13 protein-coding genes and 1 pseudogene are annotated in these 12705 nt (G+C 53.2%); 4 read left to right on the top strand and 10 right to left on the bottom strand.

Annotated elements, in window-relative coordinates; translation table 11 throughout:
* A pseudogene (locus ACIP6T_RS24450) lies at positions 1-138 on the top strand (general stress protein); the annotation flags it as partial.
* A gap of 130 nt (positions 139-268) precedes the next feature.
* Here ACIP6T_RS24450 and ACIP6T_RS24445 read toward each other — a convergent pair.
* Together ACIP6T_RS24445 and ACIP6T_RS24440 are read right to left on the bottom strand one after the other, a co-directional pair.
* The gene (locus tag ACIP6T_RS24445; protein ID WP_400459837.1) at positions 269-1576 is read right to left on the bottom strand and encodes a type II toxin-antitoxin system HipA family toxin; all 1308 of its coding nucleotides are present in this window, start codon (positions 1574-1576) and stop codon (positions 269-271) included.
* Positions 1576-1944: an XRE family transcriptional regulator gene (locus tag ACIP6T_RS24440; RefSeq protein ID WP_400459834.1), complete on the bottom strand. Its 369-nt coding sequence runs from the start codon at positions 1942-1944 to the stop codon at positions 1576-1578. The genes ACIP6T_RS24445 and ACIP6T_RS24440 overlap by 1 nt, the downstream gene beginning before the upstream one ends.
* Before the next feature lie 488 nt (positions 1945-2432).
* On the opposite strand from ACIP6T_RS24440, the gene ACIP6T_RS24435 reads away from it, so the two are divergent.
* From ACIP6T_RS24435 to ACIP6T_RS24425, 3 genes are all read left to right on the top strand, one after another.
* Positions 2433-2732, top strand: coding sequence for a hypothetical protein (locus tag ACIP6T_RS24435; RefSeq protein WP_400459831.1), 300 nt, complete (start codon positions 2433-2435; stop codon positions 2730-2732).
* Positions 2729-3127 (top strand): hypothetical protein, encoded by a 399-nt coding sequence (locus tag ACIP6T_RS24430; RefSeq protein WP_400459828.1) that lies wholly within the window; start codon positions 2729-2731, stop codon positions 3125-3127. Before ACIP6T_RS24435 ends, ACIP6T_RS24430 begins: the two co-directional genes overlap by 4 nt.
* A gap of 542 nt (positions 3128-3669) precedes the next feature.
* The gene (locus tag ACIP6T_RS24425; RefSeq protein ID WP_400459825.1) at positions 3670-4080 is read left to right on the top strand and encodes a DUF3742 family protein; all 411 of its coding nucleotides are present in this window, start codon (positions 3670-3672) and stop codon (positions 4078-4080) included.
* A gap of 31 nt (positions 4081-4111) precedes the next feature.
* On the opposite strand, the gene ACIP6T_RS24420 is transcribed toward ACIP6T_RS24425, so the two are convergent.
* The 8 genes from ACIP6T_RS24420 to ACIP6T_RS24385 all read right to left on the bottom strand — a co-directional run bounded on the left by ACIP6T_RS24420 (position 4112) and on the right by ACIP6T_RS24385 (position 12696).
* Positions 4112-5620, bottom strand: coding sequence for a conjugal transfer protein TraG N-terminal domain-containing protein (locus tag ACIP6T_RS24420; protein ID WP_400460119.1), 1509 nt, complete (start codon positions 5618-5620; stop codon positions 4112-4114).
* Positions 5620-5985, bottom strand: coding sequence for a hypothetical protein (locus ACIP6T_RS24415; RefSeq protein ID WP_400459822.1), 366 nt, complete (start codon positions 5983-5985; stop codon positions 5620-5622). Before ACIP6T_RS24415 ends, ACIP6T_RS24420 begins: the two co-directional genes overlap by 1 nt.
* Before the next feature lie 14 nt (positions 5986-5999).
* A complete protein-coding gene (locus tag ACIP6T_RS24410) occupies positions 6000-7454 on the bottom strand; it encodes an integrating conjugative element protein (RefSeq protein WP_400459819.1) in 1455 nt (484 codons plus the stop codon).
* An 8-nt stretch (positions 7455-7462) separates the two neighbouring features.
* Complete coding sequence (locus tag ACIP6T_RS24405) at positions 7463-8437, bottom strand: TIGR03756 family integrating conjugative element protein (protein ID WP_400459816.1); 975 nt, start codon at positions 8435-8437, stop codon at positions 7463-7465.
* Positions 8437-8832, bottom strand: coding sequence for a TIGR03757 family integrating conjugative element protein (locus ACIP6T_RS24400; protein WP_400459813.1), 396 nt, complete (start codon positions 8830-8832; stop codon positions 8437-8439). The genes ACIP6T_RS24405 and ACIP6T_RS24400 overlap by 1 nt, the downstream gene beginning before the upstream one ends.
* A gap of 194 nt (positions 8833-9026) precedes the next feature.
* A complete protein-coding gene (locus tag ACIP6T_RS24395) occupies positions 9027-9320 on the bottom strand; it encodes a hypothetical protein (RefSeq protein ID WP_400459810.1) in 294 nt (97 codons plus the stop codon).
* Positions 9321-9418: 98 nt separating this feature from the next.
* The gene (locus ACIP6T_RS24390) at positions 9419-12280 is read right to left on the bottom strand and encodes a conjugative transfer ATPase (protein ID WP_400459807.1); all 2862 of its coding nucleotides are present in this window, start codon (positions 12278-12280) and stop codon (positions 9419-9421) included.
* Positions 12280-12696, bottom strand: coding sequence for a TIGR03751 family conjugal transfer lipoprotein (locus tag ACIP6T_RS24385; RefSeq protein WP_400459804.1), 417 nt, complete (start codon positions 12694-12696; stop codon positions 12280-12282). The genes ACIP6T_RS24390 and ACIP6T_RS24385 overlap by 1 nt, the downstream gene beginning before the upstream one ends.
* Positions 12697-12705: the final 9 nt, after the last annotated feature.

Below are 12705 nucleotides of genomic sequence, written 5' to 3'. Positions count from 1 at the left end.
AATTCTGCGGCCGATTGCGATCGTGCATCAGCAGCATGCAGGAAAGGTGGGCAGAAGAGTAGTGGCAACTTCCGCAACGATACAGAACGCGCGCGCGAAGCGGGTAGAAAGAGTGGAAAGATAAGCCGCAGGGCATGAAGTAATTATTGCAGGTGATTGAAAGCCCGGAGGTTACATTACCGGGCCAGATTAAACGCGGGTCGAGTATTATTTTGGTATCGGAAACGTTGCAAAAGTCATCTTAAATGAGGTTTTAGTATTGTTTACATTACCATTGGAGCCGAAGAGTCTTCCAGATTTCATCTCTAAGTGAGGCCGGAACACCCTCTCTTTCCGCCAGCTCACGCCAGCTGGAAACCGTTTTAATGGTTTCCTTGATAATTTGCTTGGCTTTACTTGGACGTAGACTGGTAATGAGATTTGCCACGCTCAGTAAATCATATATTGTGAATTTGTCTCGCTTACCTGCGAGGGTAAGCTGATGAGACGCCACCCATTCCGAATCTTCTCTGAAACTCCAGGCAATATCGAAGGCCGGTGCAAGCGTCCAACGAAAATCGTTATCGACCATAAATGACCAGTTTTTTGTGTGGTCATCATGGTTTCTGGCGATCACATTGAAAACCATCCTGCGATATATCTGTTCCTGTTCATAGTTCGTTAAACCTATCTCGCGAGCAACTCCGAGCATCTCTTCATAGCTGTACTCACCAGCCTTTCTGAAGTTTGCATGAGCCAATCCGCATAAGCTCAGAACATGAAATTTCTGGTTGTTTTCCCGGTCGAATCGCTTCGTCATAAAGTGTGCCCGCTGGGACCCTTCTTCACGGAGCAATTCACAGTGCGACATGTTGATCCCCACCTGCTTAGCCATCAGATGATAAACATATTCCATCAGGCCATAACCCTTCGGGTCACCAAAGGTTTGACGTTCAGTTTTGTGTTCTTCTACGCCATCAAACTTAAGGAGAAAATGCTCAAATCCTTTTGGTGCCTTAACCTGGCCGGACCGGATTTCCGTTCGATCCTGATTAACTGCAATTACCGCCTTAGCCCTTGCACCACCAGCTGAAGTACCAATCTGCAGCAACTTGGAAAGAGAAGATTCTTCATGATCGTTCAGTTGAAGACCGTTTCGCGTATCCAGAACCTTTTGAGCCATGCTTACCAACTCAGCAATTAACAGAGGCTCGCTATGGGGTGTATCAGGGTTATTGGTGGGTAGGTACTCTAAGGCTCCCATACCCCGGCTACCGGTATACAGTAATCGGTCTATTGCAAGAAATTGGGACTTGTCACGACCTTCTCGTGCCAGCCAGGCATCAATCAGGGTGTTACCAAAATCATCCGGGAGAGAGTCCGCAAAAACCGCGGGCAAACCGCGATATGTTTCCCAAGGTAGTGCAGGGAAAGTAAATATACCCTTCTCAAGAGGCAGATACAGCGGCGATAGGCTGAAACCAGCAGTCCGCCAGTCTTTTGTGTACTCAAAGGTGGCAATTTTGCTGTCACCTGTATACGCCAAATATCCGGCAGTAATCCCATCGAACAGGACCTCACATGAATCAGCGATCATTATTTTTCCCTTCTCCTGAGAGCCAGCATTGCGCCCACTCTGTTCATAACGGGATTTTCTTTTGAGGCCGAGATGCCTGAAACACGCCTGCTGCGGCTTTTCTGAGCCCTGAATACATCAGAAGGGCGTACTTCAAGAGTTGGTACCAGTACGTCAAGCCCTTCAAGCAGCCTCATTTCGCGCAGAACAGCAATGAATGTTGCCATACTGCAGGCTCCATTCTGCAACCGTGCGTAGGTTGGCCGACTAATGCCAAGATTTTCAACCAGGGTTTCCTGGGAAATACCTCGAGACTTGCGGTAAGCCTCCAGGCGTTCGAACAGTTCTTTTGCAATGGCCGTATCTGACATAGCTATTGATATTTTCATATGCATCACTCCGCAACTTATATGTTCCATTATATGCTAAATTAGGCGACTTTGTAATGAATACATTGCGGATATTGTCATCTGGGTTTTGTCCAGCCTTTACGGCTGACTTTAGATGTTCAGACACCCCGGTAATCGGATCCGTAAGGCTCATGAAGGTTTGTTAAAGCAAAGAAGATTAGGTTTCGTATGAATATTAAGTCTGTGAATGCCGAATTTTGGCATTGTATACGTTACAAAATAGTCTAGTAGTGACAATTCAGTATCGTATACGTTACAAGAACCCAGTGTTACTTAAAGTGGTGAGAGCTCAACACGAGAAGAAGATGTGCCCGGGATAAGGCCTTTACAATCACAATTCAAGACATGCTATACACCATAGATGCAGCAATTAGATTACTGGGTGTATATAATAAGTGTATCTATGTATTGAGTGCTAGTCGGCCAACTGCTAAGTTAATGACATCAACATGAAGCAGGATCTAAGAATGAGAACACCTTCTGAGGTTGCAGAGCTTATTCACATTGCAATGGAAAAAATCAACGATGAAAAAGCGATCACTCGCTTTCAGTTGTCATTGAAAGGATTTGGAGGGCTCGCTCAGCGTGAATTCGTTGACCAGCACTACTTGGCCTCGCTTACATCGGAATTAAATGGCCTCGGCTGGTGTATGTTCCAGATCAGTCACACCAGCTACAGTCTGATCCGTCATGAGTCAGCCTCGAAGTTCCGCAAGCTGAGCAGCGAAACTCTACTGTCATACATTAATGGAGATGAATCAGAATGAAAAAACGTTACTACTCCTTGTTATTCGCGACCCGTGGCCTGAGCGAGTCCGATGTTCTGGAGGACTTCGGCAATGTCGTTCGCTTCATTAACATGAAAGTTAGTTCCCGTGGCTTTGCCGGTAATAAAGGTCTTACCAATGATTTTTTCAATTCGATCAAGGAGTTTGTATGGGTCTTTGAAAGTAAAGAGAAACGGAATATAGCGCTGTTACGACTGAAGCGACTCCTTTGTAATAATCTCTTGCACACAATGAAAATCAGAACCTCAATGTCACCTTCACGGGTAACCCGCTGTAATTCGATTCGAGCTCCACAACTGACGCCTAATTTGCAGAAAGTATGGAAGCAGCGTTTATCCACAGTTAAGGGGGCTTCTCTGAACCTGGCTTCTTAAACTACTAACATACAGTGTGGCAGATAACCCCATCACTGCCTGTGCCGCGTGCAGCCATCCCTGTCACTCCAGAGCACATATCAACGTTAAAAGCCACCAGGCTTGTGCACGCGAACGATTTGACCACTATCCTGCTCGACCGCCGTTTAAGCAGCGGCCACTCAGGCGCACTGAAGCCAGACGGTCGCAGACGAAAGAAAGACCCCGCAGCTAAAACTAACAGCCACGAAGAACCTAGTAGTTACAGCATTCATATCGAAGCCTTAAACGACTTACCGGCCCTTCGGGCCGGGCGGCGGCGGCTTTTCCAGGTGAAAATCGGGGCTGGAGCGGGGAAATGGGCGCGTTTTTGGTTTATGCGGAGTTCTGGAATCAATGTTCGCTGTGAAGGTATGTATGGAGGGGCTGGATGGTGAGGTTCGCTACTCTCCTGAGTGAGAGGAAGATGTATGCTGTAACTAATGGCGTGCTTGATTTGGCTTAATGTGCATTTCTTCTGAACATTTAGTATGGTCTGTAAATGAATAATGATTGAGGTTTATATGAGCTCATCAGCCTACAACCACGGAATCAAAGCGGCTTCGGTCTGGAGGCGTCTGACAAGCGTCTATAGCGATGTTGATTTTCGCTTTACTGCATGGGCAGAGAGTAAAGGGATTCCGGTAGCGATCGGGAAATCATTAGTCCCCTTCTCGGCCCTATTACTTCTGGCCATAGCTCTAATAGCAGGGTCTGCAGCTGGTGCCATAATTATTGCAGTCGCTGCGTTCGTTTATATGGTTCGCTACATCCAAATGAGTCACGCAACTTCAGCTGATCCCGAAGAGTCACCCCCAGCGCACGGGCCTGAGTTTAGAAATGGTCGCGATGGGTACGGTTATTATTACGGTTCAGATGATTCAATTTTTACATCAACTAAATCAGTTGATAATGATGAAGATAATAAGACTTGAGGACAGAACTGCCCTCAAGCTGATTGAACAATTACAGTTTCACAGCACCTTTCATTTTACTCACTGCCTCCCCCCCGCTCTGCTCAACTTTCGCTGTGCCATTTCTGAATGCTCCATCTAGCGCGCCACCTATTCTGATGCCTGCCCATGAAAGCGCCCCCATCCAAACCGCAGGTAGTACCAAAAACATCGTGGCCATCACAAAGTTCATGATTAAATCATCCGAACTGTTCTGGAAACCGGCCATGTTAAAGCTGGTGTGCGTGTCAGAGCTGTAAAGCGCGGTCAGCAGCCAGCTGTCGAGCCAGCGGGCCAGCTCCCACCAGAACGTCAGGAAATTCAGTGCAAACAGCACAAATGTAAGTGTAATGACGGTCTTAATCTCATAGGCGGAGAATGCGAGAATAAGCGGCAAAATCACCACAATGGCCATTAACAGCACGGCCTGGACCATTGGCAGCGCCTGCCGCATCGCATCGAAGGCCGGGAATGCGGCCAGACTGCCTAATGCGGTGCCGCCTATCGCCGCCACACGGGCAACGGAGTTATCCAGTGTGAAATCAGCATTGCCACCATAGCCGGCGTAAACGTGTCCACCCTGCGACACGGTCAAACTCTCCGGGCTGACTAGACGACGGATAATCGCTTCTTTGTAGTCAGCTGTATTGCCGCCGATCATGGTCATGGCAGCTGACAGACGGGTCCATAATCCCGGGTCAGCCTGATCGACGACGCGGGCCTGCAGTCCGGTATCCGCCTTGCTCCACCATTCACTGCAGGTCGGATAGCCACCCCGGCCCGTATCCGGCCTTCCACTGTCACGGTTTTCACTCCAGGGGAAATCTGCCCGGGGGGTCTTCGACTGCAGGCTGCCGTAATAATTGCTGAGAAAGGTTTTACTGCCGATCCATTCAATATCCCGCAGCGTAGCTTTGTCTTTCGTCTGCCCCTGATCCTGACGTTTCCACATATACAGCGCGAGCGAATAACAGTCGTTAGTAAAGTCCTGCAGCTCCTCTGCGAGGGCTTTATTGTTAATTCGCGTATGTTGAACTTCAAACCGGAGCTGACGCATGTCCGGACGGCAAGGTATAGTGGCAACGGAAGCCTGCGTGATCCCTTTTGCAAGCTTGTGAACCAGATACCACCACACCGGCGCGGCAGCTGTCTGATCGTTAATGCTCGATATGACCGGGGAGTAGCCTGTGTCATCCGGTGCTTTTGGCGTCCACGTACCGCAGGTTTGCGCGCGCGACGTGTCATATTTGATGGTACTCATGTCCACATTCATCAGCGGCATACAGCAGGCAATCATGACCAGAAAAGAGGTGTAAATCGCATGCTCCATGCGGGGTATAGACAGCGCCCCCTTGTTGCCCTCATCTTCACCTTCTTCACGTACCTTCAGCCAGATGCCGATAAGACGGAAAGCGACCGGTACGGCAAACAGTCCTGTGGTGATAAGGATATTCCAGAGGCCGTTGTTAACAACCCAGCCGAGTAGGGTAAGAAAATATTCCAGATAACTGTTAGTCAGCATCATGATGCTCCCGTGCCGCTGAGCAGCACCAGTTCACAGACAACGGCAAAAATGACGCTGACTGCCGCAATGCGGATCAGCGGCTGACGGTACTGTGGACTGAAGCCCGGCGCACGGAAAATTTTCATAACCCCCCACGCCAGCGCACTATACACAGCCAGGCGCCATACCAGCCAGCTATAGCGAGCGTGATCCATCCATTCACGGAATTCAGCTGCCTGAGCCGGATTTTTGACGGCTTTATCCGCAACAATTAGCCCTGCCAGCAGGATTGCAAGCAGAGCGCCGGCGGTACACAGCACGCGGAACAGCGCCGGGTGGCGGCGGAAAAATGAGGGGCGTTGCGCCCCGCGTTCAGTTTTCATCGGCAGCGCCCTCATCAGTTATTTTCCGTTTCAGGAACGGCCAGACGGTTAACGCGGCTGTCGGTGCTGTCATCACTCTGCGTCTGAGGGTTGCTGTTAACGCGTCCGTTTTCACGGTCGATGATGGTGAGGACAGAGTTACGTGACAGCTCGCGTTTCAGCTCCATTTCATTTCGTAATGCCGTGATCTCGCGGTCGATGGCCGTTACGCGACGGTCTCCTTCCTCGATGGCGGCGTTCTGTGCCGCAGCGTTAGGTTCAGACATGCCGGTCACAATCATGCGGCGCATAATCAGTGCGGTTTCAACCGTGTCTGCCATTGCCAGTTCGCCGGCAAGGCGGCCGGTCAGAGCGGCATTGTCAGGATCTCTCTGCAGTGCCCTGATGACGCCGGCGGTAATGGGGAGGCTGCCGGTTTTGAGTTTTGCCAGGTTTGTCGCGTTGGGCTGCTCGGTGCCGTTGACCAGTTTTACCAGCTGTTCCGTGTTCTCTTTAGTGGTCTCTTCCAGAATGGGGGCAAAACCAGTGCCCGCCTGCGTCGCGCCGGGCTGCTGTTCGTCATCGCCACTGGTGCATTGTGAGGCATCGCTGCAGGTGCGCAGGGAGCTGTCCCCCACGACCTGAACCACGGCTTTAGCCGCTTCTTCGGCGCTGGCATACTTGCCGCAGGCCCCGCCGTTACAGCTGTTCGTGCTGACAGAGTCCGTGCTGAGCACCGGCAGGCTGTTCATCATGTTGAATCCAGCCGCCGTTAAATCATGCGTCGGCCGGATAGCCTGCTGTCCCTGACCGCCACGTTTCTGCCCGCCAATCCAGTTCTGTCCTGAATTACCCTGCAGCTTGTCCGCCGAATTGTTCACGCGGACAGCATCGGCGTCACCGCTGTTCACCAGTGAACGGTATTCATCCATGACCGCTCCCTGTGTCCATTTGTTGTTGCCGGCAAAATCCATCATGCGTTTCGACATGTTCTGGCAGTTGAGCTGGGCTTTATCAAAAGAGACGTTTGCCTGCAGCACGCCGTTGGTGAGCATGTCGTACAGGCCGGGATTGGCACGCTGAATAATCATGGCCGGCAGACTAGCGACGGCACCGGTGGCGTTCTGCACCACGTCGCCCATGAGGTTTTTAAAGCCGCTGGTGACCCCGTTGAGCTGATTGCCTACGGTCGTTTTCAGGTCAAAATTTCCGCACATCAGGTCGCTACTCCAGCCAGCGTTCATGCCGAGCTTCCGCATGCTGCTGCGCGTTGCCGGCTGTGAGATCACAGAGCCGCCGCCGAGCGTGTAATAAAGCTTATCCGAGACCGCGCCGCTGACGTCTTTGCCATAGCCAATGGCGCTGTTATTAACGGAGGGAAATGAAATACCGAATGCGCCGGACGAGTCATCATCGGCCGCCTGTACGGATGTGACTGCTGCGGAGACGCACAGTGCAAGCGCGGCAGATTTAAATTTAACGGGTGACATGGTGCCTCTCAGAAATCAGTTGAATAAAGGAAGGTCTGGCCGCGTCGCTTGCAGCAGCTGTAGGGCTGCCAGAGTGCGTATGCTTCGTTGCCGTCCTGAGCGATGGGATATGCGCCATCCGGGAATACCGCGCAGGATGCGGAAAGCGTGGGCGACAGGCGCTGCCATTTATGGTTCGCCGTGCCCGTGTTTTCCGTTACTTCACCGGGCGGCCAGTAACCGGCTTTGTGCGTGCCTTTAAGCACCTGATAAACGTGGGGCTGGCCTGAACGGGTGATAATGTCGGCGACACGCTGCGCGACAACCCCTGATGCTTTGTCGTCGTCGGTCTGGCTGACAAAGCCGGACCGGGGATAAATATTTCCCCACATATTGGCGCTGGCCTGACTTCCCAGTTCGCGTTGCCCGGGAACCAGCGCCTCCGGATACAGCGATTCAGGCAATCCTGAACGCCAGACAAGTGAATCCAGGGTGCTCAGAAAGTAAGGATTGAACGGCGTGGCCGCTGTGTCACACGAATAACCCCCAATGCTGCCGCCAATAACTGAAGTCGCAGGGTGACCGATTGCATCAGCGTATTTGAATTTGATGTTGGACTTACGACGTCCCGGGTCTTTTATGTCGCCGGCGTTACCGCCCCCGGCTGGCGCTCCGCTTGTCAGAGCGCTGTCTACCGTACCGGACGCACCGCTCATAAACGCCATTTCAGTCCAGGGATTTCCCCCCGGTCCGGTGTAGGTGGAGACCACCACCTCGGGGATAAAGTGCGTCACCTTCACTGAGGTTTTCACTGAACAGCCAAACGGCGTACACATCAGCCAGTAGCAGATGCCGCTGACGCGCCAGCTGATACACTCTTGGGTGATGGCGCTGGCAATAATGCCGGCAGTATTAATGGCGGAAACCGTTGCAGGAGACGCTGCAACGGCGAGTACGGCGGCAATACCGGTCGTATTCAGTTGATTTTTGAGGGCGAAGTTCATCAATTGCCCCCGTGTTTGCGCAGCGTGACGGCACGGGCTACGTCGGCGGTGCCATAAACCACGTCCCGATCATCGAAAACGACGGCAGGATATTTATGCAGTCCGATTTCCCAAGCATGGACGACCTGCCGGTACGCCTGAGCAATCTGCGCCTGCTGGCCGGGCCATTGCGGCGACTGGATTATTTTGCGGGCCTGCTGAGCGGCCTGGCGGGGATCTGTCGGCAGTTTGCCGAAAATTGAATCCTGCAGGCGGTCGGGACCATCAAGCCAGACAACTGATACATCGTCAGTCAGATTCTGAGGAGGGTGTTCAGCATCGGTATAAACAACGATGCCGGCCATCAGCTGGAACGGTATAAACAGAAAAAGTGAGTGCAAAAGCCTGAGTCGCATAGCGGATCTCCGTTACGGTAACAGGCCGTCAGAGTGGCAGTACGCGTTCAGGGATTCAGCCGTAAACTCTTTTCCCGAATTTAAAAATTTCTGATGTGGGGCTCTTGATATCTGAGGGTTGCTAAGAGCTGGAGGGTATGGATAAGCGGGATGAATGAAACCGGCTCAGAGAGCCGGGAATAAGGAAGGCCTGCTTAATCCTTGAACAGATCGTTAAGCCAGAGGGTCACAAAAATCATATCTGCGGCATCTGGTACGTTCACATACCAGCGCGGCGAATCAAACTCATGATCAAGGGGGAGTCCAGCGCGACCTACCTGCGTCAGCAGAATGTCTGCACGTTTCCCCCTGCTGTCCTCAAGATGCACTGAAACACAATTGCTCTTACCGATACGATGAGGGTTACCGGTGATAGTGACCGGTGGCTTTAGCCGTGACCTCAGCGCATTCTTCAGTGCTGCCAGACGCTCAGATGTCGTTACTGTCATTGCAGGTTCACCCTGCGGATGCAGACTGAACATAACGGGGGTAGGCGTTTCATCTGGCGCTGGCCGCTGGATCACAGGTTGCGCATACTTGAGCTTAATCATGCGGTGAGCATCTCTCTCTTGTCGTTGTTTTCGGTCATCCCAGTCGCGTCAGCCGTCATGAGTCCACGAAGACGATCCAGTTTTTTCGCGACCAGAATGGCAGCATCCAGCTCAGAACAGTTATGTTGACGCATAATGGCCTTACGTTCAGCTTTCTCTTCTTTCTCCGTCATCCCGAGCGCGAGGTAAAGGCTGGGGGGTACAGCGCGGAAAAGCGCTTCAATTTTCTTCGAGAGAACAACTCCTTCGGTGTAGCATCGTGAGAGCTTGCTGGCAGAAAGCAGCACAGCTTTTTGCTCCTCTGAAAGCGTCCGGAAACGGGCGATATCTTCCACTTCTTTTTTCGGCATAGTCAGGCAGATCCACCATTCTGCCATGTTAAGCATCTTGCCTGCAGCGTTCGGGTAATCCTCAAGGTTCTGCGTGGCGAGCCAGAGCCAGGCACCCAGCTTTCGCCACATCTTAACCACTTTGGTCATATAGGGCGCTAGGAGTGGATTAACCGTCACAACGTGCGCCTCATCCACGGTAAAAACAATATCGCGTTCAAGGTACTGGTCCCGCTCGGCTATATTGTTAATGGTGTTCGTCAGCGACACCATGGTCAGCGCCATCTGCGCTTCGTATCCCTCGCGGGCAAGGTGCGCCAGGTCAATCAGCGTCACGTCAGCCTCCGGCCAGAGAGAACCTTCCTGGTTGAACAGTTCAGCTTCAAAGCTGCCCTGCTGCGTAAACATACCGAGCGACTCGGCCATTTCAGCTGCTTTTGCCCGGCGGGATTCGTTACGCACCTGTCCGCTTTGGTTCTCAGACTCCACTGAGATGGTGTTGAGCGCATTCTGCAGATCACCGGGCAGCATCTGCCGACCTTCTTCCAGGGTTTTGCGTGCGGCCATGATCAGCGCTTCGCGGATCATGGCGCGGTCGGCACGTCTCAGCGCGGCATCCTCCTTCGGATCACCGCCGGTGATCATCATTCGGGCAGAAATTTCCATTTCGCCCAGAATGTCGCGCTTGCCGTTTTCATCATCTTCCGGGTCGTCTTCAATATCCGGCAGATCGCTCTCATTAATCGCCGGCGCGGGCGCGTCGCTGTCAAACAGCTTATGCGCGTCAGCAAAAGGCGGCAGTGACACACCGCTGCCGGGTTTGACGCTGACCTTATTGACCGTCAGGCCCAGACTCTCGAAGTAGTCGGCGGTCAGCCCGAAGCTGTTACCGGCTTCCGCGATGAACAGGCGCGGGCGGTGAACCGCCATCAGCTGACAGAGCATTGAGCACAGCGTGGCTGATTTACCTGCACCCGTGGGTCCGAACAGCAGCATGTGTGCATTCTGAGAGCGGTCGTCTTTGTTCAGTGGATCAAACTCCAGCACGTCGCCGCCACGGTTGAAAAAGCTGAATCCGGGATTGCCGGTCCCCGTCTCGCGGCCGGTGACGGGCAGGAGCCCGGCGATATGCTGGGCCCACGTCAGCCGGGTATACCAGTTTTTCTTGTCGTGCTGCGGGTTAAAGCACATCGGCAACGCCCGCAGCCAGATGTTTAGCGGACCGGTATCATGCTCGGCGCGAACCGGCTGCAGCCCTTCGTTCAGCAGTACGGTGCTGAGCTCAATACGTTTACGGTTCATTTCGGGCATGTCTTTTGCCCGCAGAAAGAAGGTGATGGCCGCGCGATACAGTTTGTGGCGGTTACCCAGCAGCTCTTTAACCGCTGCGACGTCCTGACGGACGCGGCCGGATTCGGTATTTTCACCGATGGCGTTTTTCGCCAGGCGGTTAAACTTCTCCTCCAGCGTATCCTGCGGCTCAGCCACAACCGTCATGCACAGCATGGTGCCTTCAGGAAACGTGTCCATCAGGGCATTAATTTTCTTTTCTCCGCGACTCTTTTCGCCGGTGAGCGTGCCGGGCTCAGGCGGCTTACGCAGGCGCTCAACGGAAATGGCGGAGTGCGCAATGTTGTCCAGCCACCATACGCCGTTTTCCACGTCAGAACGCGGAGGCGTGAACAGCAGGGTTTCTGCAAAGTCATTCTCCGTCGGGATCATGCCCGCAGGCGTGTCCCGGCTGTCGTGATAGGCGGCAGCACGGTAAAAGGCTTCTTTGTCCATGCCTTCAGGGGCAGGATTGAACATCCGCAGCAGCCAGGAGTGTACCTGCAGGCCATTCTGACGGGTGCAGATGATGTTCACGCTGGAGAACGCGCTGCAGAGCCGGTCACACGCCTGATTCAGCATGCCAACCGGTGACATTAAATCACCACTGTTTTTAGTCGCCCAGCGGTATATCACCATGCGCGTACGTCGCTGCTGACCGCGCCAGGGCTGGCCGGTGATCAGCTTGTCTTCAAACAACCCTTCAGGGCGGGCAATGCCGCGCAGGTGCTGTTCAGTTTCTTTAAGCCAGGCTTCCGTAAATTCACTGTCCTGCGCGTGCGGTTTGACGTAACCGCGCAGACGGTCAAGGCAGGCATCAACATTATTCTCATCCTGGCAGAAGAACTGAACAATCCAGGGGTTGTTCGCCAGGTCGTCAAAGCTGTCCTGCAGCGCATCTTCCACCACGTCGCGGATCTGCTCCAGGCGCTCATCCGGACGGCCTTCGGTTGCCGCCGGCGTCACTTCATACACGGCACCCACGGATATCCCGTCATCGAGCAGCAGACACTGCTCTTCATCCAGAAACTCTGCCCACGGCAGATAGTCCACGATGGACGGATTGTGCGCGTAAACGCGCTTTTCATCAGACTGAGACATCTTACCCGGGCGCGTAACCGGCTCCGGGCCGGTCTGCTCAGAGACGTCGGACAGATGAGCAGGCTTACTGGCTGATTTCCCTTTAAAGAGTCCAAACATTACAGGGTCTCCGTACGTTCACCTGGCATGGCGTACTGCGTCTGGTCATAGAACGGGAAAACGGTGCTGTAACCCGGCACGGGAGCATTACCCAGCGCCAGATGCGGGAACACGTACATCACCATGTCAGGGTTAGGCAGGCGCGGAAACTGCTGGCTGATTTCCGATTCCTGCGTGCGGCTGTAGCTCCGGTCGTCGCTGAGCGCAGCCTGCAGCTCTCCGTCCGAAAGCCCACGGCGCAGCGTGCTGCGGGCTTCACTGCCGCGTGTCGCTCCCGATTCACCGTCGGTGCCTTTCCACAGCTCCAGCATATTGCTGTTGCCAGGCGGCAGCATTTCATCTTTGTTCGTGGAACAGCCGGCAAGCAGGCTGGCTGCAACAATCATGAAAATCCCGAATTTTGAAGTCATACTCATGGTTATTCT

Source organism: Pantoea sp. NPDC088449, from assembly GCF_044753225.1.
In the GTDB taxonomy this organism is placed as follows: domain Bacteria; phylum Pseudomonadota; class Gammaproteobacteria; order Enterobacterales; family Enterobacteriaceae; genus Pantoea; species Pantoea floridensis.
Note: the sequence above shows the minus strand (reverse complement) of the source record. Positions and strands in the feature narration are given on the sequence as shown.

Excerpts from the sequence above, each read along its gene's own strand:
- ACIP6T_RS24445 (WP_400459837.1), bottom strand. The coding sequence starts at position 1,576 with ATGATCGCTGATTCATGTGAGGTCCTGTTCGATGGGATTACTGCCGGA.
- ACIP6T_RS24440 (WP_400459834.1), bottom strand. The coding sequence starts at position 1,944 with ATGAAAATATCAATAGCTATGTCAGATACGGCCATTGCAAAAGAACTG.
- ACIP6T_RS24435 (WP_400459831.1), top strand. The coding sequence starts at position 2,433 with ATGAGAACACCTTCTGAGGTTGCAGAGCTTATTCACATTGCAATGGAA.
- ACIP6T_RS24430 (WP_400459828.1), top strand. The coding sequence starts at position 2,729 with ATGAAAAAACGTTACTACTCCTTGTTATTCGCGACCCGTGGCCTGAGC.
- ACIP6T_RS24425 (WP_400459825.1), top strand. The coding sequence starts at position 3,670 with ATGAGCTCATCAGCCTACAACCACGGAATCAAAGCGGCTTCGGTCTGG.
- ACIP6T_RS24420 (WP_400460119.1), bottom strand. The coding sequence starts at position 5,620 with ATGCTGACTAACAGTTATCTGGAATATTTTCTTACCCTACTCGGCTGG.
- ACIP6T_RS24415 (WP_400459822.1), bottom strand. The coding sequence starts at position 5,985 with ATGAAAACTGAACGCGGGGCGCAACGCCCCTCATTTTTCCGCCGCCAC.
- ACIP6T_RS24410 (WP_400459819.1), bottom strand. The coding sequence starts at position 7,454 with ATGTCACCCGTTAAATTTAAATCTGCCGCGCTTGCACTGTGCGTCTCC.
- ACIP6T_RS24405 (WP_400459816.1), bottom strand. The coding sequence starts at position 8,437 with ATGAACTTCGCCCTCAAAAATCAACTGAATACGACCGGTATTGCCGCC.
- ACIP6T_RS24400 (WP_400459813.1), bottom strand. The coding sequence starts at position 8,832 with ATGCGACTCAGGCTTTTGCACTCACTTTTTCTGTTTATACCGTTCCAG.
- ACIP6T_RS24395 (WP_400459810.1), bottom strand. The coding sequence starts at position 9,320 with ATGACAGTAACGACATCTGAGCGTCTGGCAGCACTGAAGAATGCGCTG.
- ACIP6T_RS24390 (WP_400459807.1), bottom strand. The coding sequence starts at position 12,280 with ATGTTTGGACTCTTTAAAGGGAAATCAGCCAGTAAGCCTGCTCATCTG.
- ACIP6T_RS24385 (WP_400459804.1), bottom strand. The coding sequence starts at position 12,696 with ATGAGTATGACTTCAAAATTCGGGATTTTCATGATTGTTGCAGCCAGC.